Source organism: Ruegeria sp. CDSB013, assembly GCF_059611165.1.
The window spans coordinates 1-20,280 of the sequence record NZ_JBXWPA010000022.1; the positions used below are offsets into that span (position 1 = coordinate 1).

Below are 20,280 nucleotides of genomic sequence, written 5' to 3' on the forward strand. Positions count from 1 at the left end.
GCCCTCCTTGGGGAGGACAGGTCCGAGTTTCTGATTTTTAGCGAAGGCTCGGCAAACTGGCTGGAATACGGGGACTACAGGTATGATCAGTGCAATTGATATCTCCTTCCAACCAGCTGCCAAAGTAGTGCGTCAGATGAAATGTTTGGCTTCCGGTATGGTGCTGGTTTCGGGTCTAGGAAGCGTGTGGCATTTCAATTCTCGGGTGGTGATGTCGCCCATGCTCATGCGCATCTGATACCGCTTCTCGACAAGTACGATGTCACCTCGCGACGCTACATCGAGCAAGAAGTAATGACCTTCAAACCAATCCCGAATCCGGGGAATAACGAGCTCCGAACCTTTGCCAAACTAATTGCGGATGCTCTCGACCGATGATGTAACTTTGGGCTCTTACCGATATTCTATGCCAAGGCCGGTCAGTTGTTACTCAAGTCAGACTGAAGCACCAAGATACATTCCGCTACGTCGTCTTTTCTCATTGATCTGGTACTGACTTCGACAGATAGAGAGGTGTGCGGCGGCTGTCTTCCTTCGCAAGTGGCGCATGTCAAAGCGCTGCCGGAGGACCTCCGGTGGCATTTATTCATGGCTTACGCACCAGCCACAGGCCCTATCAGAGGACGTCATGCCCTTTTCACCTGACGGTCAAGACCGCGCTACTCGCGCCATTGACCCATTGCCAATACGCCTTATCAAGCGCGCTATACTGGTTCTTGTCGGCCTGTTTTATTTCCTCTTCGTGGCCTTTGCCCCTCTTCTTTGCGTTCGGCGCAGAGGGTTTCGGGGTTGGTATTGGCGCCTGGTGAAACGGTCATGTTCCCGCCTGCTGTGGCTCCTCAGCATCCGCGTCGAGATGCGTCCTGAGGAAAAGAATGCCCTCGCCGCCGACACCAACAGCATCATCGTGGTTAACCACCGTAGCCATCTCGATGGCTTCAGTCTCATGCATGTGGTGCCCGACACCAAATGGTTCACTTTCGCGGCGAAATCAGAGTTCTGGAACAGCAAACTCCTGCGTACTGGTTTTGATGGAGCGGGTCTCGTTCCTATCAACCGCGATTCCGGTTCAACGGCCATGGATACGCTGACAAAGGCTGTCAGGGAAATGCCTGCCCGTTGTTCCATTGTGCTATTCCCAGAAGGCACCCGGGCCAAAACAGAATCGCTAGGGGACTTTAAGGCGGGTGCTGTATTAGTCGCCCGAGAAACCGGCCGCACGATCACCCCTATTGTCATCCACGACAGCGATAGTCTACTTCCACGCGGCAAACATTTACCGCGCAGCGGGACGATCCGTGTGGAGGCTTTGCCAACATTTACGTGCGATCCTACCGCTAGTGTGGATGAGGATCTGGCGCGATTGCGCAGGCAGATGATGGCTGTATTTGAGCGGTGAAGTCTGTTTGACAGAAATATGCAGAAACCGAGTTTGTTGAGTTTCCGCTACGCGTAGCGGCAGATAACAGATTTGCAGAGCAGTTGTACTTGTTGGTGGGATTTTCTCCAACGGGTATCGATATTCGAAGACCTAGTTAGTACCCGTATTTCAGTATGCTCTTGGCCATTCGTTTTTATGGATGGGCTGCTTGGTATTGTCTCTGAATTCTCAGAAGAGAATGGACAATTAAGTGCCCTGATCTCGCGATTCTTGCCGGAGGCATAAAAAGCAGGGGAGACACGAATTTGCCAGATGCTGTACGACGTATGAGTGACCAAAAGCTAACACTAAGCTGCCATCAGACCACCAGCATCGCCTGCGATACCGACTATGCAATCATCCCCGATCTGAATGCGATTTGCCGGGCTTTCCCCTCCGAGTTCCAGTTTGGGTGAGGTTAACCAGAACGCGCATTGCCACGGGGTCATTTCACGTGGCAGGGCTTTCAACACTTTTTCCATCAAAGGAAGCGGGGTTCCATCCTGAGCAAACTGGAAAGATGGATAGGCGTTGGCTCCTTTGTAAGGTAAAGAAAGTACCTTCCCGGTTCGTGTCCAGATGTCGGCTATCCGCGTGATCTGCCAGGAGCCCTTCTGCCATTGTGCGTGCACGCCTACATCGTCCAGCAACGGATACTCACGCGCAAAATCATCCATCCGGATGTCATTGACCGCGCAACAATGCCCCTCGAAATTATGCAAATACATCTACTTACTCACTGAACTCACTAACAACTCATGAAACGATACTGCCAAAAAACCGTTCTAACCAAAGTTAAGAAGTTCACATTGGGCAAATTAAACTTCAGCTAACCTCGTTTTTTTGCCTAACGCGCTGAAATTATTGTTGGTTTGCTTACGATGACCCGCCGTTCTAATGCTCGTAAAACCAGTTCTGAATTCTTGGCTTTGTTACTCATTGGAGTATTAATCCTCACAAGCTGAGGGCATTGGCCATGAATCTACCGAACCAATCTCTGGTTTGTTGGTGATCAACATCAACGCGTTGGACAAAGCCGCCTGTCACTCTGTCCAGTGTTGGAAACTAGTACCGAGCGCGGGCTCTCTTTTCTACGATCACGATCCTCGTCGTCTGACACTCCGGCAAAATGACAAACAGTCCTGATCCTAAGATTAGCGTGACACCAAGCGGGATGGGGAGGTTTTGTATTTCTACCGACCTAAATTCCTTTCTCTGGTCACAATACGGACTGACCATTCCAAAAATTTCCTACCGCCACCTTGAATTTCTGGACTAATCATTCCAAATCATGCGCATGAGCAAAAAAACTCTCCCAAATGGCGACATCAAATCATCCGCAGGTCCAGGTAGACCTCGTGCCTTTGACGAAGCTGAGGCTTTGGAAAAAGCCTTGTGCGTATTTTGGCACAAGGGCTACGAGACCGCGTCCGTGGACGATTTGACCAAGGCCATGGGTTTGAGCCGGTCCAGCTTCTATGGAACGTTCGTCAACAAGCAGGCTTTGTTTCACAAAGCCCTCCGGCACTATTCAAGGCGTGGTTTGAAATCTCTGCGTGACGTTGCAGATTCGGGCGAAGATGACCCTGTTGGTGCGATAATGAAAGCTCTGGCGAACCCGCAAGGCGGTCGTGACGGCTGCATGCTGATCAATTGCCTTACAGAGCTTGCTCCTCATGATGATGAAGTGGCGGCTCTCGGGCGGCAGCATTTGGAGAGTATTGACGAGATTATTGCGAGAGCGCTTGAGCCTTCGGATCCGGGACAGGCACTCGACAAGGCACGCGCCTTTGCGTCCCTTGCAATCGGCACACTAGCCTTGCGCAAGGCGGGCGTTCCCGCTGAGCAGATATCGCAAACCCTGAAACAAGCCCGGTTGGTGATTTCGCCATAAGGCCTCCCGCCACCATAAGGAAATGAAACCTAAAACAAACTCAATCAAGAGACAGTGACCATAATATTGGACTGATTGGTCCAATAATATCTGAACGAAGTTTACCAAATAAGGAAGCAGCAATGGCTGATGAAAAACTGTTCTCCGGCATCAAAGCTGGTGCAATCGAGCTGAAAAACCGCATTGTCATGGCGCCACTGACCCGCAACCGGGCAAGAGCCGAGGATGACAGTGTCCATGAATTGCAGGCCATGTACTACGCGCAGCGGGCAGATGCTGGTCTGATCATCACGGAAGCATCGCAAATTTCGCCCCAAGGTAAAGGCTACGCCTGGACGCCCGGCATCTATTCCGAAGCGCAGATCGACGGCTGGAAAAAAGTGACTGAGGCCGTCCATGCCAAGGACGGGAAGATCGTAATCCAGCTTTGGCATGTGGGCCGGATTTCGCATTACAGCTTGCAGCAGGATGGTGGCGCCCCTGTTGCACCATCCGCAATTGGAGCTAAGGCCAAGACGTTTGATGGTGAGCAGTTTGTTGAAACATCTGAACCGCGGGCTCTGGCCATCGAAGAAATTGCTGGCATCGTTGCGGACTACCGGAGGGCCGCGGAAAACGCCAAAGAGGCCGGTTTCGACGGTGTCGAGGTCCACGCAGCCAACGGATACCTTATTGATCAATTCCTGCGGGACGAATCCAACAAGCGTGAAGACGCATACGGCGGTCCTGTCGAGAATAGAGCACGGTTCCTGAAAGAGGTCATGGACGTGGTTGTCGATGTCTGGGGCGCCGACCGCGTTGGTGTCCGCCTCAGCCCATTCTCGGACGCCAACAACATCTCCGACAGTGACCCGCAGGCGACATTTACCCATGCGGTCAAATTGCTGAATGGCTATGGGCTGGCCTATCTCCATCTCGTGGAGGGACAGACCGGCGGCCCGCGCGATATTCCGGAAGGTGGTGATCTGAAGGCGCTCTATGAATTGTTTGACGGTGCGAAAATGGGCAACAACGCTTATGACCGGGAAATGGCGGTTGAAGCGGTTGAAACCGGAGCCGTCGATCTGGTGGCCTTTGGCCGGCCGTTTATTTCCAACCCTGATCTTGTCAACCGGTTGGAGAAAGGCGCCGCTCTGAATGAGCTCGATCCAACTACACTCTACGGTGGCAATGAAAAAGGGTACACCGATTACCCGGCACTAGCAGAGGAAGCGGTTGCCGCAGAGTAGTACATCGCTCTAGCCTCCGTAGTGACAGGCAATACCAGATAGAGTGAGCGCGCCGATTTGGACGCGCTCACTTCGCGGGCACGGCAATATCCTTTCTTTAAGCCGGGATCTAACACAAGCCTACGAATGGACTGCTTCCCTCCGATTGCAGTGATTAAGAGAGGCTTTTGAGTTTATCTTCAGCGTCTCTTTGAGTTGGCGAAATCCAGGTTTCAGCAGATACCTCGTCCGAGAAAACGAGCTGCGTAAGTCGGCCTGAGGGATTTTGGCCTTATCTGCTGCGCAGAGTTGGTCCTTCGTATTTGCTGGTAGTCAGGTAACGTTAGGTTGGGAGTACGATATGGAATTACCAACACTGACGTACGAAATGATAGCCGTACTGAGTCTATTGTCTTTTACGGTCTTACTTTTTGTTACCGAGATTATACGGATCGATGTCGCAGCAATTCTTGTAATGGTACTGCTTGGCGCACTGAGCTATCTACCGGGGCTAGGTAATCTAGCCGATGTATCCAAGCTCTTTGAAGGTTTTTCCTCGAACGCCGTGATGTCCATCATCGCAGTTATGGTAATTGGGGCTGGGCTTGATAAGACTGGACTTATGTCAAAGGTCGCTGCCTTGATCCTCAAAAATGGTGGTACGACAGAGGCCCGGATAATTCCCATAATATCAACAACGGTTGGTGTCATCAGTTCTTTCATGCAGAACGTGGGAGCTGCTGCGCTTTTTCTGCCTGTTGTGAGCCGCATCTCAGCACGTACGGAAATCCCGATGAGTAGGTTGCTTATGCCCATGGGGTTTTGCGCGATTCTGGGTGGTACAATCACCTTGGTCGGGTCGTCGCCCCTCATCCTGTTGAATGACCTGATTGTTTCGGCAAATTCATCCCTTCCGGCTAATCAACAAATGGAGACATTTGGGTTGTTTTCAGTCACGCCTATCGGTGTGATGCTGGTGCTGACAGGGGTGCTTTATTTTGTGCTCTTTGGTCGTTGGGTCCTCCCAACGCAGCGGGAGCGTGGAGAAGACGCAAGCTCAGCTAGGTCCATGCAGACTTATGTCGAAAACACCTATGGGCTTAGGGCTGATATGTTCGAGATTCGTGTTCCTGAAGGCTCGATCTTGATAGGACAAACGCTCGCGGATGTCATGGTCGCCCATAACATTTACATTCTCGGCACATCCTATCGCGGCCACAAGGTCATCGCGCCGATGGCGGATACCAAGATCGAAGCCCCTGCGCGGCTCGCAGTGCTTGGCCTGCGTCGGGTGGTTGAGCATCAGTTTGCTGAGCCTTACGGATTAGAGATACTACCCCAACTAGATGTCTTTGCGGATGATTTCGCCGCGACTCAATCGGGGGTGGCAGAGGTTGTTATTCCCCCCGGTTCTTCAGTGATCGGCCAGACTCCGATTGATTTGCGTCTCCGTCAGACACATGGGCTATCTTTGTTGGCCATTCAGCGAGGCGAAGAAACACTGAGCCATGTGGAAACTGAAGATCATGCTGCAACGCATATCGGGCAAGTCCCTTTGCAGGCCGGTGATACGTGTGTGGTGCACGTGCAGTGGGACCGTCTGACACGACTGATGTCGGACAGGGATTTTGTCGTCGTAACTTCGGACTTTCCCCAGGAAGAGTTACGGCCACACAAGGTCGGTTGGGCGCTCGCCTTCTTCCTAATAGCGTTGAGCTTAATTCTGTTCTCTGATCTGCGTTTGTCGTTGTGCCTATTAATTGGCGCTGTTGGCATGGTTTTGAGCCGGGTGTTATCGATTGATGAAGCCTACGAGTCGATCAGTTGGAGCACGGTTTTTCTACTCGCTTCGCTGATCCCGTTGGGCCAGGCAGTTCAGAACACCGGCACTGCGGATTGGATTGCAGCACATGTGTTGGCCCTCCTGAAGGGTTGGCCGATCTGGTCGTTGCAAGCAGGAATCGCCGTTCTGGCGACTGCGTTCACGCTGGTCATGTCCAATGTAGGCGCAACTGTCCTCCTGGTGCCGCTAGCAGTTTCTATTGCCGTATCCGCGGGTGGCAATCCGGCTGTTTTTGCTCTCACCGTGGCAATTTCAACGTCCAACTCATTTTTGATCCCAACACACCAGGTGAACGCGTTGATCATGGGCCCGGCAGGCTACCGGGTGGTCGATTTCGTTCGCTCGGGTGGAATCATGACTCTACTTTTCTTGGTTGTCTCAATGACCGGACTTGCGCTCTTCTTCTGATGCGCTTCTTGGCGATCCGCATAGATGAACTCTGCTTCAGCTGAGAAGAACTGGCAAGATGAGGCTTTGAGACCAATCCTTTTGTTGGAGCAGCAGATCCGAGATCTATGCAAATGGACCTTCGCTGCGAGCAAGAGAAGAAGGGCGGCGAACAAATGCAAACCTGACGTCGACATACGCTGGTACTGGACCGTTTTTGTTTCATCGATCACTGTTGCTTGGCCAATACCGTCGGCATATTGGAGAGTTCACAATGAAGTTCCTTCGAACACCTGATCATCGGTTTGACGGGTTGCCAGATTTCGCATTCGGCCCGAACTATCTTGATGTGGAAGATACCGAAGGCGGTCGTCTCCGAATGCACTATTTGGACGAGGGACCGGCACAGGCACAGACAGTATTGTTGATGCATGGAGAACCAACCTGGTGCTTCCTGTATCGGCGCATGATTTCGTTGTTCAAAGATGCGGGCCATCGAGTTCTGGCTCCTGATTTGATTGGGTTTGGACGGTCGGACAAGCCAAGTGAGCGATCCGACTTCACCTACCAACGCCATGTAGACTGGATGTCCGAGTGGTTGCGGACAGTTGACCTAACGGGCATCACATTGATTTGCTAGGACTGGGGAGGACTCATCGGCTTGCGGCTGGTTGCGAGTATGCCCGAGCGGTTCTCTCGGGTAGTTGTTGCAAACACGGCCTTGCCCACCGGTGACACGCCCTTGGGCGAGGCATTTCTTTCATGGCGGGAATACTCGCAATCCGTTTCTGAATTTAATTCGGGACGCCTTGTATTCGGTGGCACAACATCCAAGATTTCCGACGAAGAGGTCTCAGCTTACAACGCACCGTTCCCGGATGCGCGCTATCTGGCAGGCGCTCGACAGTTTCCAATGTTGGTGCCCGACAAACCCGACAACCCTGCTTCAGAAGCCAACCGAGCCGCATGGAAAACCCTCAAGACCCTCAACACTCCGTTTCTGACCGTTTTTGGAGAAGATGACATGGTCATGGCAGGAGTAGACAAAGTGTTCCAAAAGTCGATCCCAGGAGCCGCCGGTCGAAACTATACCGTGCTACCAAAAGCCGGGCATTTCATCCAAGAAGATGCTGGCACAGACTTGGTACACGTGACTCTGAAATTCATTGAGCAGTCTCAGCGGCTATCAGTTGGTGCAACCCGCCGGAATGTTCGCCTCTAAAAGATATTCGACTTTGCAGCAGTTTCCGGCCTAAAGGGCGGTTACTGAAGGTTCTCCTGAACTACGGCTTAGATATTCCTCTTCGATTCAATTGATTCACTAATAGCTAGGACAGGCGTGAACAGCGCAGCCAATCGCAGAAGCGATTTAGTGTCTTCCCCTGCGGCCTCAACTCACACCAAATTTGCGACGCAAATGCTCAGCTAAGGCCGTTATGCGACGTGGTTGGGCTCGGCTAGGCGGAAACATCATTTGCAAAGGTTTCGGCGGTGGGAGGAAGTCGCGCAAGACAGAGACAAGTCTGCCAGATCGAACATCTTCGCCGACATCCAGCTCGGACTTCAATACGACCCCATGGCCTGCAATCGCCCAATCGCGGATCAGTGAACCATCATTGACTATTCGATTTCCCTTTACCGATACGCGCTGGGCATTTGGTCCTGATCCAAACTCCCAAACGTTGTCGATCATGTCGCCAAACCTCATAACCAAGCAGTTGTGGTTTAATAGATCTTCTGGTTTTTCAGGCGTTCCGAATAAGGCCAGGTAACTTGGGGACGCACATACGAAACGTTGGTAGCTTCCTAGATTTCGCAACCTGAGCGAGCTGTCTGTGATGTTGCCGAAGCGAACGGCGAGGTCGAAACCCTGGCCCACAAGGTCGACATAGCCGTCCGAGAGGGACAGTTCGATTGAGACAGCAGGGTTCTCTTCGGTGAATTCGGCAATAACCTCGGAAACAAAGCTACGTCCCAAGTCAATGGGCGCGCTTATGCGAATTGGGCCAGACAGAGTTTCGGCGCCGCGCCGAACAAGTGTATCCAGGTCCGCAACCTCACTGAGTATGCTTCTTGCTCCGTCAGCTAGTGTCCGGCCTTCTTCGGTAAGGCTAATGGAACGGGTGGTGCGGTTGAACAAAACCGCTCCGTAATGTGCCTCCAGAGCCGCGAGCCGCTCAGACACTGTCGTGCTCGACATCCCTGTCTCGCGCGCCGCGGCCACAAGACTGCCTTTCTCAGCTATGGTCAGAAACAAGCGAAGATTGTCCAAAAGCATTAAACGGAATTTCCGGATTATATGTTCGATTATACCCCGTTTATCCCGAAAGTACTGCGGCGTAAATCTAACGCGTCGCGCAAATACACAAGGGACCTATTCTAATGGCCAAGTTGACAATCGTCGCCAACATCAAAGCCAACCCCGACAAGATCGACCTCGTAAAGGGTGAGCTGATCAAGCTCATCGATATAACCTGTGCCGAAGAGGGTTGCATTAACTATGACCTGCACCAGGACAACGACAACCCGGCTCATTTCGTGTTCTACGAAAACTGGGAAAGCAGAGAGCTTTGGCAAACCCACATGGGTGCTCCGCACCTTGCGGCGTACCTGGAAGCAACAGAGGGCGCCGTTACAGAGTTCACGTTGAATGAGATGACAATCATCAGTTGATACAGAACCGGACAAAGGAGCACGTTATGAAAGCCGTGGGATACCGTGAGACAGGGTCGATTGAGCGGGCGGATGCCTTAATCGACTTCGATACCGACAGACCGACGCCGAAGGGGCACGACTTGTTGGTCAAGGTGCAGGCCGTGTCAGTGAACCCAGTCGATACGAAAATTCGTCAAAAACGAGCGCCTGCAGGTGCAGCACCAGATATTCTGGGGTGGGACGCAGTAGGGATCGTCGAAGCAGTTGGCGAAGCGGTTGAGACTTTTAGTCCGGGACATACAGTTTGGTATGCCGGGGCGGTAAACAGACCGGGAACCAATGCTGAGTTTCATCTGGTTGATGAACGTATTGTCGGAGCCGCGCCAAAATCCATACCTGCAAAAGCAGCTGCGGCGATGCCGCTAACGACGCTTACTGCCTTTGAGATGTTGTTCGACCGCTTGCGAGTCCAAGATGCCGTTTCCGGCGGGACCAATACGTTACTGGTTATTGGTGGCGCAGGCGGTGTCGGGTCAATTACCATTCAATTGGCGCGGGCTCTCACTGACTTGACGGTGATTGCCACTGCGTCCCGACCCGAGACACAAGACTGGGTTCGAGAGCTTGGCGCACACCATGTCATCAACCATGCGGAACCTTTTGGCACACAACGCGGGGCTCTCGGTATCGAAAGCGTGGATTTCATCTTTTCAACGAACCATTCCCAGGTTTATGCGGCTCAAGCCGGAGAGGTGATGACACCTCAAGGTCGCTTTGGGTTGATCGATGATCCTGAGACCTTTGACATCGCGCCATTCAAACCCAAATCGATCTCATTGCATTGGGAGTTCATGTACACCCGCTCGCTTTTTGGGACTGAAGATATAAACCGTCAAAGCGAAATTCTGAATCAAGTTGCCGGGTTGATAGACGATGGAAAGATCAGATCCACAGCAACCGATACACTTGGTACAATCAATGCTGCAAACTTAATGAAAGCGCATGCTATCCTCGAAAGTGGCAAGGCCAAAGGAAAGCGCGTGCTTGAGGGTTTTTAGATGAGAATTGAACGTCTAGATCACGTAAATATCGTGACGACAAAATTGCCTGAGATGGTTACTTGGTATGAAGAGGTCCTGGGTTTGAGACCTGGGGCCCGCCCTGATTTTCCGTTTTCCGGGGCTTGGTTGTATGCGGGTAATCACGCCGTGGTTCACCTTGTGGGTCGCGAAGGCACGCCAAATGTCGGCTCCGAAGTGAAGCTCAAGCTCGAGCATTTTGCGCTCTCAGCCACGGGGCTGAGCGCATTCGAAGAAAAACTGATCTCGGGTCAAATCCAGTACCGCAAAACTGACGTCCCAGGGGCTCGAATGGTCCAAATCCATGTGGCCGATCCTGATGGAAATCATATTCATATAGACTTCGAAGAAACCGAGTAAGTGGCTAGCCCTCGAAATAGTTGGAACGCAAAATCAAGCTCTTGCCGATTAGTGGTCGAGATCCTTGCCGGGTTGCTTCCAAGAATTACTCGGACCAACATTTTTGGGCGGTACAAACGTCGATTCGGAGATCAGCATGCCGGACCTCGAAACAAACAAGAAAAACGTCATCGCTTTCTACGAAATGATGTTCACCGAGTGTCGACCTGCCGAGGCCATAGCGACCTTTGTTGGTGAAACCTATACGCAGCACAACCCACATGTTGGCGACGGCAAGCAAGCCTTTGTCGAGTATTTCGAGTGCATGGCTGCCGAATACCCCGGAAAGCGAGTGGACATCAAACGCGCCTTTGCTGAAGACGACCACGTTGTTCTGCATTGCCACCAAATCTGGCCCGATGGTCTTGAGTACGCAGGGATCGATATTTTTCGCCTGGATGTTGAAGGTAAGGTTGTCGAGCACTGGGATGTTCTTCAGGAAATTCCAGCAAAAAGCGCGAATGACAATGGCATGTTTTAACTTAACCGTTCTGACCACGGTGCATGTAACTTTGAAGACTCCTGTCGGCTGAACCACGATAGTCAAACGACGTAAGTCTGATCCAAGAAACCCGCCGAAGCGTATCTATCAAGAACCTTTTAGAAAGGAGATAATTATGCTTTCGAAGAGTATTCTTACCGCGACACTTGGATTGTTTGCAGCTACTTCGCTTCAAGCTGGTGTACAAATTCGTTTCATAGAAGGCGCACCCAAGGACCGTTTTGTTTTGACAAATGTCGGAGCGTGCGAAGTAGATGCCTCGACCCTCAAAATCGACTTGTCGCAATCTGCCGGACGTCTGATTTTCGACGTTACCGAAAAAGGCGCAGGTGTAGAGGTATTCCAACCTCTCGAATTCGTTGAGGGCGCTGATGCATTGCGTCAACTTCCTTCAGTTGTGGACGGGCAAAAAACAATTGAACTTAAGATCGCCTCCCTTGCAGCTGGGGACAAACTAGCCTTTACCATCGATGTAGATGACACCATCGGGCAACGCGAAATCACCGTAACAGGGTCGGAGATCGAAGGCGCCACGGTGTCTTATTCCGATGCGGATAAGACCAGTACTGCAACCTTCTCTTCCGAAGCGCTTGTCAACGTGACGACCAAGGATTGCTAAAAGCAGTCCCGCAATGTCGAATTTGTTGATCCGTATAGCATTTCTTGCGCTGATGTTGGGAGGCGGCATCCTGATCGGGACACTGACTGCACCTGGCGATTGGTATGCGCAGCTTTCTAAACCCGCTTTCAACCCACCAAATTGGATTTTTGGTCCGGTTTGGACAGTGCTTTATGTGTTGATCGCCATGGCGGGTTGGCGCCAGTTCGAAGCAGACCGAAGCTCCACCACCATGAAGTTGTGGTGGGCGCAGATGGGTCTGAACTTTTTATGGTCCCCAACCTTTTTCGTACTGCAAATGCAGTGGTTGGCCCTTGTGGTCATTGTCGCGTTGCTGGCTGTCATCGTCGTGTTCATCGCTGAAGTCAGGCACACTGATCGAGCCTCTGGACTGGCCTTCCTGCCGTATTTAGCATGGGTCGCATTTGCCACGGCGCTTAACCTTTCCATTGCGATATTGAACTGAGGAAGAACAATATGCGTGGCAACTTCGTTGGGCTTGTTTCAGGTCTAATTATCATCGGATCTACAATGGCACAGGCTGATGGAAATCTCGCTGAGGACTTCTCCGAGGCTCCAAAGACGCGTTGGGACTACGTTGCCGACACTGTTATGGGAGGGGTCTCTTCAGGGCAGGTGCAGTTTCGTTCGGAAGGTGAAGTTGCATTCGCCCGGCTGACCGGAACCGTGAGTACAGAAAACAACGGTGGCTTCATCCAGTTTCGACGCAATTTGCCTGATCGACCAGATGCGAGTGTTTCGGGCGTCAGGCTCTTGGTCCGGGGCAACGGCGAACAATACTTCGTTCACCTCAGGACACGTGGCACGGTGCTTCCATGGCAATACTATCAGGCCCAGTTCGCAACTTCTGAAGAATGGACCGAAGTCTCTTTACCTCTGTCTGACTTCAAGGCTTCAGGTGCTATGTTACGCGCTATTCCCGTTGCTGACGAAATCACCTCAGTTGGAGTTGTAGCCTTCGGGCGCGATCACGAAGTCCTCGTAGATGTCAGCAGGATTGGTTTCTATTGAAGTTCGCCCAAGCGAGGGGCTGCAATCTTCTGTTGCACCAGTCAGATTAGGCGGCTCAATAAATACGAGCGACTATGCAATTCCAATAGTCTTTGCTCGTCTTTTGCAAGCGACTAACTTGGTTCCATGGAACAAGTCGCTCGACTAACCGAATGGTTGATTACAGAAGGTCGTCGCTCCGGCAATCCCGTAAAGGTGGTGTCACAGTTCTGTTCCTCCTTGATCGAGGCCGGAGTTCCGCTGTGGCGAACAAACATTGGCCAGCGCTTTGCCAACCCATTGCTTATTGCTTGGGGGGTAGTTTGGACGCCTGAAGGCACCGACAGCTACGACGTCACCCATGAGACGATGTTGACAGATGGTTATGTCGGGAGTTCATTCGAGTATATTCTTGCGAACAGAAAGCCACTTCACAAAAGTCTCCGGCAACTGGACTTAGAAACAGAGCATTCATCCTATCTGGAATTTGCAGAGCAGGGCGGCACTGACTACTATGCTACTTTGCTCTATTACGGTGATGGATCGTTGCATGGTTGCACCTTTGTTACGCAGTCGCCGGACGGATTCTCTCTGGAGCATCTAAGACTGATTGAAGCGGCATTACCGGGCCTTTCTTCCGCTCTTGAGCCCGTTACGATGCGCAAATCGTCTAAAGGTTTACTTCGAACTTATTTAGGAGATGGACCTTCCGAGGCAGTCTGGAGCGGCAAAATAAAGCGCGGTGAGCGAACAACTCTGGATGCCGTGGTTATGTTTTCTGATCTGCGAGGCTTTACGGCACTTTCCGAGACCTCTCCGGAAGAAGAAATCTTTGACACGCTTACTGACTATTTTGATCTGGTGGTCAAAGCCGTAGAAGACAACGGTGGAGACGTTCTCAAGTTCATGGGCGACGGCATCCTATCAGTCTTTACTATTGAAACTCAAAATGACCACGCCGACCGATGCCGCATGGCAGCGTTCGCAGCCCAGAGCATATTGAGTGGTTTGACTTCTCTCAATTCACGACGAGACGGTATTCAAAAACCGCCTTTGGACATTGGTGTTGGAATTAACGTTGGGCAGGTCAGTTACGGTAATATCGGCAGCCCCGGCAGGCTTGACTTTACAGTTCTGGGCGGCGCGGTAAACGTCGCAAGCCGAATTGAAGGCTTAACAAAATCAATCGGTCGGAGAGTTTTGGCGACGTCAGCTGTTGCAAGTGCTTCACCAAACATGTTCGTCAGCTGTGGAGATCACGAAATACGTGGCCTTGCTCAGCCAATTGAGCTGTTCTTTCTCTCTGAACGTGCGCCTTAATATGGTTTGTGCTTCTGGTGGTTGTGGCATTGGCAAACGGGAATTGCATACACCATGCGTTGAAGCACATCGTTCATTATCAATTTCCACGTTCTAAGATTGTGACATTTGACTACACGCCCACCTTGCCGGAAGGATCACTGCTGCTTCCCACGGGCGGAGACTTTATGATGTTTTGAGAATTTTACTGCTTGCTTAAGCTGACGCAGGTTGCGCCTAGTCCCGCTCACGGTCCAATGTTTCGCGAATGAGGGTCAGATTAGGTAAAGAACTGTGAAACGGTTCAGGCCCCAGTTCGAACAAAACTGGACCAAGAGCTTCTGACATATGCTCCATACAAGCTTTCAATAACTCTACGCCTTCCGGTGTAGACCGAGCAATTTTCGAACGCTTATCATTGGGGTTGGCTTCAAGGGTAATCAGGGCATGATTTTCAAGACTGGAGAGCATGTGCGTCATCGAAGTTTTGGGCACTTGAAACGCTTTCGAAAGTTGCAGTGGTGTCTCTCCCTCGGGGCGCCGGACCAGGTGGCCCAATATGCCAAATTGGGTTGCGGTCATTCTGCCAGGTAAGAACGCTTCAAGCTTGGTCGAGATCAACTGATTGATGATCCCGACCTCGGTGAAGAACCGGTAGACTTCGTTGGGCTCATCCTCAGGCTTCATTCAGAATTCGTGTCTCCAGCGGCCAGCGGGGTGTGGCAATTGGTTCAGGTCCATACCCCAAACGCAGCAACATTTGCACCGTGTGGCCCGGCGACGCAAGAAGCTCATGCGCCAGAGCGTATTCATCGGCCATCTCAGGGTACTCCTGAAGTGCCTGACTAACCGGATGAACGCCCAGGCCCATTTCGGTTGTCTTCAGATAAAAACGCATCAATTGACGTCCGGCATCGAGTTGATCGCTTCGCGTATTTGTGGCTGTCGTAAGGATTGCGTATTGCGGCGTCGCGTCTAGCATGGCGAAGTAGCCTCGCATGTGTGACTGAGTGCCTGGGTGGTCAACGTTCATAAGGGTCTCATTATCCAACAAGCCGGTAAGTCGCAGCGTTTCCAGCATGGGATCACGTAATTCAATCCCGTCCGGGTTGGCGTTGATTTCTGCTTTCCCGATCCGCATGAGGTCGACGGACTCTTTCAAGGTCTGCGGTGTACGCATTTCGATTTCAAAAGCGCGTTTCGTTAGGTCTCGAACACGGGCCACTAGATCCTCATCGGAAATCAGAGTGGCATAGTTTTCAAGGACCGACGTTTCCGCCTCGGACAGCCGCTGTTCAGTGTATGGTCCTTTGTTGGAATGCCGTTTGCGGATTTGATCTGATAGTGGATCGGATGTCCCGCCTGGCACAAACACTGCTTCTGCGATGGGTCCGTCATCCCCATCTGGCAGTAACTTGACCTCGGTATCGAACCCGAGAGCACCTGCTGCTAGAATCATCGTCTCAACAAATGCGCCGAGGCCAATATAGAGCTGGCGGTTGTAAGGATCGGTTTCAGGAAGCTCGCGATCAGGATCACGGTGGATGCGCACCTTGTCTTGTCCAACCAACTCGACCAGCCAAGGTTGCAAGTTGTGTGGATTGGGGGCGAGAATTGCGTAGGACAAAGCGGCTTTGCGTGGGTCGTCATACGGTTTTGGCGTCCACGGAGCCAGCGCGGCATGCGGCGTGCGTGTAGCGAGGAACGCAACCGCACCGCTTGCCGCCAGTATTGTGCCTCCGCCTAGAATCTTGAGAAAACGTCTTCGGTTTGGCATCTTGACTCTCCAATAGTACGATATCGAACTAGTTTAATACGAATCCGTACTATATCAACCCCAATCGATGCAGTGATTGGTTGAGTGACTTGAAAAAAGTAAATCAGAACAGCCGAACGCAACGGCGGACTGCCGTTGTAGACAAGTATTCGTAGCGCCTTTTATGCCGAAAATAGGCAGTTATTTTAGTTGATTAACGACCGGACACGAGAAGATCAGAGGCTGGTGAGCCGATGCTTTTCGAGTATCCCGCAAAGCATAGCCTGTGCTTGCAGCCTGTGTTCTCGATGACGTTCACGGGCGACATCCGGTCGACTTTCACTAATCGCTTGGAAAACAACCCGGTGATCTTCATTGGATTTGACGGGCAGGGGCCTGATGAACAACGTCGTTGCGCGCGCGCGACGTACCTGGTCGCTCATCATGGCGACAATCGCTTCGACACGTTTGTTGCCGCCCAACCGAACGAGCTCCTGGTGAAACAACTCGTCGGCCTCGGCCCAGGCTTCTAGGTCTTCGACTTCGATGGCTTGGTCCATCTTTGCAATTGAGCCAGCAAGTACCGCCAGTTCATCTTCTGAATAACCCGCTTCGGCTGCGCGCTGTGCTGCGAGACTCTCAAGTTCCGTTAGTATGTCGTAAATTTCACGCATATCGTCTGATGAAACAGGCAGTATCCGCACGCCCTTTCGGGGCCGCATTTCTAGCAACCCCTTACTTTCCAACATCAGTGCAGCTTCCCGTATCGGGGTGCGGGACATGCCAAGGGTCTCGGCGAGTTCCGATTCCAGATGGTCAGTTCCGGCTGCAAGTTCGCCGGACAGGATCATCTTTCGCAAATCCCTAACAGCGCGTTGCGTATTGGAAAGAGTTTTTGCGTCCTGATCTTTCACGGGGTCTCCAGGTTGATCTTTCGTCCCTCCGCAGCCGAGAGATAGATGTTCTCTTCGATGCGGATCACGTCCAAATAGTCTCGAGCTGTGTTTTCCAGCGGCGTGCCCTTTACAAGGCCTGAAACGACGTGACTTTGCAAGGCGTGTACGCAGTCTCCTCCAAACCCATCATGATCGCTCGGAGGTAAAATCTGCTGTCGCTCCTGTTTTCCAAAAGCGCGGAGCTCGACTGAACCGTCGCCGTTAAGAACCAGTGATCCTTCCGTTCCTTCGATGAGCGCTTCGCCCATGGTCTGACGCAGGTTTTCGGCGCTGTGGTCAAGGCATCTGTTGCCATCGAACAGAGCTCTTAAACCGTTGGCGTGGTCAAACAGGATGTAACCTGCGTCCTCGCCTGCGATAACTGGGTTAACTTGGCGCAAGTCCGCATAAACTGCGCTGGGCGTATCGAACAAAAATCGGAATGTGTCTACCCAGTGAACCGCTGTTTCGTGAACAAGGAAACGTTGCATGTCCTGAAAGTACGGCTGCCGGTCTAAGTAGGCGCGTGGTCCCTGTCCGTCGCCGGGTCGAAGCCGGAAAGTAGCTTGGAGAGGTGTACCAATTTGACCCTCGGTCATTGCCTCTTTGATTGCGCGATACCAAGGCTGGAAGCGAAAGTTCTCGTGTACAACAATAGTTGCCCCAACTGCTTCAGCCTCGGAGACGATCTTCTCAGCTTCATCCAAAGACTTGCAAAATGGCTTTTGGCAAATCAGCCATTTGATACCAGAGCGCAGTGCCGTTCGGATGGCGTCGGCCTGCGCCACAGGTGGAAGGATGATGTCCACGAGATCTGGTTTTTCCGCCTCCAACATTTTTGACAGATCATCGTAAGCGGCCAGTCCTGTTTCTTCCGCCTTGTTGATATCACGGTTGCAGGATGCAATCGGAACCGCTCCGGGCATTCGGGACCAGCTTTCGTAGTGGAACCTGCTGAAATACCCTGCGCCCACACACGCGACCCTGATGGCTTGTTGAGTATTCATGCCCGCAATGCTTCCAATACCGATGAGGCTGCATCCTGCGTTCCGGCGGTGCCACCCAAGTCCCGCGTCAGGTTCCGACCGTTCGCAGTCACCTTTTCCACCGCTTCGCGCAATCGTTCACCGTCGCTGGACAGTTCTGGGTGATCATGGGTGAACCCCAACCATTCAAGCATCATTGCTGCGGACAGAATCATCGCAAACGGGTTGGCAATACCCTGTCCTGCAATGTCCGGAGCGGAACCATGGCAGGGTTGGAATACAGCGTGGTTCAACCCGATATCCGCTGATGGCGCCAGTCCTAGACCACCCATGAGACCCGCACCAAGGTCTGAGAGGATATCTCCGAACATGTTCTCAGTGACCAAAACGTCAAATTCCCAAGGCTTTTGAACCATCCACAGAGCGGTAGCATCAACATAAGCATGGTCTGCCTGTAATTCGGGATGGTGTGCGGCTTCTGCATCAAACATCGATCTGAAGAACGCAAAGGCGCGGAATACATTGGCTTTGTCGACACATGTAACTCGACCCGGACCGCGCCCGGTTCTTTTGCGGTTCTGGGCGAGCTCAAACGCGAACCGGAACAGTTTTTCGGACACCTCACGAGTGATCAGCAGAGTTTCACGTGCTTCGTCATCGGTAACTTCGCCAGCGCCTTGAGTGAAGAACAGCCCTTCTGTGCTTTCGCGTATCAAGACAAAGTCGATCTCTTTTTCGGGAGGCAGCGCCAAGGGGGTCATTTGTCCGCTGCTTACTTTTACAGGACGCACACCAGCGAAAAGTCCCAGTTTCTTTCGCAAATCAATCTGCGGTGAAATCTCGGTTCCGTCAGGGTAGCGAACATCCGGCAAACCCATTGCAGATAGCAGAATCGCGTCGGCGTGGCGTGCAGTTTCGAGTGACCCGGCCGGAAACGATTCTCCAGTTTTGGCGTAGTGGCCTGCGCCTGCCGGAGCATCGGTAAACACCAGTTCGTAGGAAGGACTGCCGCGCGAAAGCTGGCGCAGAATTTCAAGCGTAGGGGCCATGATTTCCGGGCCGATTCCGTCCCCTTGGAACACTGCCACATCATAACTTTTCTTCATCTTAGCCCGCTTCCTTCCCGTTTCGCATCCATAGCGCGATTGCAGCTCTCACTACAGTCCGTTGACAACGCATTCTTTAATGTATACGCAAATAAATGCAATAATAAACGCAAAGTTGTTTGGGAGGACTTGGAAATGAAACTAAAGCTAGGGCGGTTGGCGGCCGCAGCCGTGATGGCGACCGGGATTACAGGGGCAGCTGCTGCGCAGGATTATCCCTATCGTGATATCACCACAGCTGTGGTCTGGGGGGCCGGTGGTGGCACGGACACGATCAACCGAATGATCATGGCCGAGATGGAAAAACATCTTCCGGTCTCGATCAATGTGATCAATCAAACAGGTGGTGTCGCAGGCTCCAACGGTATGGTTTATGTGATGAACCAACCAGACGATGGCTATACATTGGTTGGTTTGTCAGAGTCTAACGTCACCGCTGCTGTGCAGGGTGGTTGGGATAAGAAATTTGATTTTTGGTATCCGTTCATTGTTGGCGGATCACCTGATCTGATCTCGGTTCCGGTGGACAGCCCGTACAATACTCTGGAAGAACTGGTCGACGCTGCGAAAGCTGCTCCTGGCACTATTCCCGCGGCGGCTTCCGGCGCAGGTTCGATCCACCACTTGAATCTTCTGGCCATCGAAAAAGGGTCAGGGACTGAGTTCAAATTTGTTCCATACAAAGGCTCAGCGCCCGGGCAGGAAGCAGCGATAGCGGGTGAAGTTGCGTTGGTTGTGACGTCACTGGCTGAACAGGCTCCATTGATTGAAGGCGGTCAACTTAAACCGCTCGCGATGTTGACGCCCGAAGATGCGCAGATTGCAGGGGCAACAGTGCCTTCTGCCTTTGGCATCTATGACGGTCTTGATCAGTATTTGCCGCTCAAACAGGCCATCGGGTTTGCAGTTCACAGTTCAGCCGGGGACGATGTAAAGGCCGCGCTTGGTGATGCCTTCGAGCAAGCTATTGCCTCCGACACCGTCGCCGAATGGGCCTCTGCAAACAACTATGATGTCGGTGGTCAACACGGTGAAGAAGCTCAAGAACTGTTTGCGAACCTCGAGGCTACTTTTGCCTACACCTTGCAGGACCTTGGCGCTGCCACAGTGGATCCGGCCTCGCTGGGTATCGAGCAGCCCTAATCCGATCAATTTTGAAGGGGCGCGCTTGATCGCGCCCT

Annotated in this window: 22 protein-coding genes; 15 read left to right on the top strand and 7 right to left on the bottom strand. The window is 52.2% G+C overall.

The genetic code is table 11. The features are described from left to right. The first annotated feature begins 628 nt into the window (after positions 1-628). Positions 629-1,399 (top strand): lysophospholipid acyltransferase family protein, encoded by a 771-nt coding sequence (locus tag AC2FJF_RS23215; RefSeq protein WP_058282256.1) that lies wholly within the window; start codon positions 629-631, stop codon positions 1,397-1,399. Positions 1,400-1,728: 329 nt separating this feature from the next. On the opposite strand, the gene AC2FJF_RS23220 is transcribed toward AC2FJF_RS23215, so the two are convergent. Further along, complete coding sequence (locus AC2FJF_RS23220) at positions 1,729-2,148, bottom strand: hypothetical protein (protein ID WP_058282257.1); 420 nt, start codon at positions 2,146-2,148, stop codon at positions 1,729-1,731. Positions 2,149-2,717: 569 nt separating this feature from the next. Here AC2FJF_RS23220 and AC2FJF_RS23225 point away from each other — a divergent pair. From AC2FJF_RS23225 to AC2FJF_RS23245, 5 genes are all read left to right on the top strand, one after another. Further along, a complete protein-coding gene (locus AC2FJF_RS23225) occupies positions 2,718-3,314 on the top strand; it encodes a TetR/AcrR family transcriptional regulator (protein WP_496727389.1) in 597 nt (198 codons plus the stop codon). Positions 3,315-3,436: 122 nt separating this feature from the next. Then, a complete protein-coding gene (locus AC2FJF_RS23230) occupies positions 3,437-4,543 on the top strand; it encodes an alkene reductase (protein ID WP_496727390.1) in 1,107 nt (368 codons plus the stop codon). 340 nt (positions 4,544-4,883) lie between these two features. After that, positions 4,884-6,773 carry an SLC13 family permease gene (locus AC2FJF_RS23235; RefSeq protein ID WP_496727391.1) on the top strand — a complete coding sequence of 630 codons (1,890 nt, stop codon included), beginning with the start codon at positions 4,884-4,886 and terminating at the stop codon, positions 6,771-6,773. A gap of 253 nt (positions 6,774-7,026) precedes the next feature. After that, complete coding sequence (locus tag AC2FJF_RS23240) at positions 7,027-7,392, top strand: alpha/beta fold hydrolase (protein ID WP_496727392.1); 366 nt, start codon at positions 7,027-7,029, stop codon at positions 7,390-7,392. A gap of 39 nt (positions 7,393-7,431) precedes the next feature. Next, the gene (locus tag AC2FJF_RS23245; RefSeq protein ID WP_496727393.1) at positions 7,432-7,974 is read left to right on the top strand and encodes an alpha/beta hydrolase family protein; all 543 of its coding nucleotides are present in this window, start codon (positions 7,432-7,434) and stop codon (positions 7,972-7,974) included. Positions 7,975-8,142: 168 nt separating this feature from the next. Here AC2FJF_RS23245 and AC2FJF_RS23250 read toward each other — a convergent pair whose 3' ends face one another. Next, positions 8,143-9,030: a LysR family transcriptional regulator gene (locus tag AC2FJF_RS23250; protein ID WP_496727394.1), complete on the bottom strand. Its 888-nt coding sequence runs from the start codon at positions 9,028-9,030 to the stop codon at positions 8,143-8,145. Positions 9,031-9,134: 104 nt separating this feature from the next. On the opposite strand from AC2FJF_RS23250, the gene AC2FJF_RS23255 reads away from it, so the two are divergent. From AC2FJF_RS23255 to AC2FJF_RS23290, 8 genes are all read left to right on the top strand, one after another. Next, the gene (locus tag AC2FJF_RS23255) at positions 9,135-9,425 is read left to right on the top strand and encodes a putative quinol monooxygenase (RefSeq protein WP_496727395.1); all 291 of its coding nucleotides are present in this window, start codon (positions 9,135-9,137) and stop codon (positions 9,423-9,425) included. 26 nt (positions 9,426-9,451) lie between these two features. Continuing rightward, positions 9,452-10,465 carry a zinc-binding alcohol dehydrogenase family protein gene (locus AC2FJF_RS23260; RefSeq protein WP_496727396.1) on the top strand — a complete coding sequence of 338 codons (1,014 nt, stop codon included), beginning with the start codon at positions 9,452-9,454 and terminating at the stop codon, positions 10,463-10,465. Then, positions 10,466-10,846: a VOC family protein gene (locus AC2FJF_RS23265; protein WP_496727397.1), complete on the top strand. Its 381-nt coding sequence runs from the start codon at positions 10,466-10,468 to the stop codon at positions 10,844-10,846. It abuts the gene before it with no gap. A 136-nt stretch (positions 10,847-10,982) separates the two neighbouring features. Further along, positions 10,983-11,366: a nuclear transport factor 2 family protein gene (locus tag AC2FJF_RS23270; RefSeq protein WP_496727398.1), complete on the top strand. Its 384-nt coding sequence runs from the start codon at positions 10,983-10,985 to the stop codon at positions 11,364-11,366. A 136-nt stretch (positions 11,367-11,502) separates the two neighbouring features. Beyond that, positions 11,503-12,006 (top strand): aggregation factor core, encoded by a 504-nt coding sequence (locus AC2FJF_RS23275; RefSeq protein ID WP_496727399.1) that lies wholly within the window; start codon positions 11,503-11,505, stop codon positions 12,004-12,006. Between the two features lie 13 nt (positions 12,007-12,019). Continuing rightward, the gene (locus tag AC2FJF_RS23280; RefSeq protein ID WP_496727400.1) at positions 12,020-12,472 is read left to right on the top strand and encodes a TspO/MBR family protein; all 453 of its coding nucleotides are present in this window, start codon (positions 12,020-12,022) and stop codon (positions 12,470-12,472) included. Between the two features lie 11 nt (positions 12,473-12,483). Then, positions 12,484-13,038: a CIA30 family protein gene (locus AC2FJF_RS23285; RefSeq protein WP_496727401.1), complete on the top strand. Its 555-nt coding sequence runs from the start codon at positions 12,484-12,486 to the stop codon at positions 13,036-13,038. Between the two features lie 126 nt (positions 13,039-13,164). Then, positions 13,165-14,337 (top strand): adenylate/guanylate cyclase domain-containing protein, encoded by a 1,173-nt coding sequence (locus AC2FJF_RS23290; RefSeq protein WP_496727402.1) that lies wholly within the window; start codon positions 13,165-13,167, stop codon positions 14,335-14,337. A gap of 216 nt (positions 14,338-14,553) precedes the next feature. On the opposite strand, the gene AC2FJF_RS23295 is transcribed toward AC2FJF_RS23290, so the two are convergent. From AC2FJF_RS23295 to AC2FJF_RS23315, 5 genes are all read right to left on the bottom strand, one after another. Beyond that, positions 14,554-15,003: a MarR family winged helix-turn-helix transcriptional regulator gene (locus AC2FJF_RS23295; protein ID WP_496727403.1), complete on the bottom strand. Its 450-nt coding sequence runs from the start codon at positions 15,001-15,003 to the stop codon at positions 14,554-14,556. Then, the gene (locus tag AC2FJF_RS23300; protein ID WP_496727404.1) at positions 14,993-16,093 is read right to left on the bottom strand and encodes an Acg family FMN-binding oxidoreductase; all 1,101 of its coding nucleotides are present in this window, start codon (positions 16,091-16,093) and stop codon (positions 14,993-14,995) included. Before AC2FJF_RS23300 ends, AC2FJF_RS23295 begins: the two co-directional genes overlap by 11 nt. Before the next feature lie 215 nt (positions 16,094-16,308). After that, a complete protein-coding gene (locus tag AC2FJF_RS23305) occupies positions 16,309-16,986 on the bottom strand; it encodes a GntR family transcriptional regulator (RefSeq protein ID WP_496727405.1) in 678 nt (225 codons plus the stop codon). Beyond that, positions 16,983-18,014 (bottom strand): Gfo/Idh/MocA family protein, encoded by a 1,032-nt coding sequence (locus AC2FJF_RS23310; protein WP_496727406.1) that lies wholly within the window; start codon positions 18,012-18,014, stop codon positions 16,983-16,985. Before AC2FJF_RS23310 ends, AC2FJF_RS23305 begins: the two co-directional genes overlap by 4 nt. Then, the gene (locus tag AC2FJF_RS23315) at positions 18,011-19,099 is read right to left on the bottom strand and encodes an isocitrate/isopropylmalate dehydrogenase family protein (protein ID WP_496727407.1); all 1,089 of its coding nucleotides are present in this window, start codon (positions 19,097-19,099) and stop codon (positions 18,011-18,013) included. Before AC2FJF_RS23315 ends, AC2FJF_RS23310 begins: the two co-directional genes overlap by 4 nt. A 135-nt stretch (positions 19,100-19,234) precedes the next feature. Here AC2FJF_RS23315 and AC2FJF_RS23320 point away from each other — a divergent pair, with 135 nt between their 5' ends. Further along, positions 19,235-20,242, top strand: a complete 1,008-nt coding sequence (locus tag AC2FJF_RS23320) for a Bug family tripartite tricarboxylate transporter substrate binding protein (protein ID WP_496727408.1) — start codon at positions 19,235-19,237, stop codon at positions 20,240-20,242. Positions 20,243-20,280 lie beyond the last annotated feature (38 nt).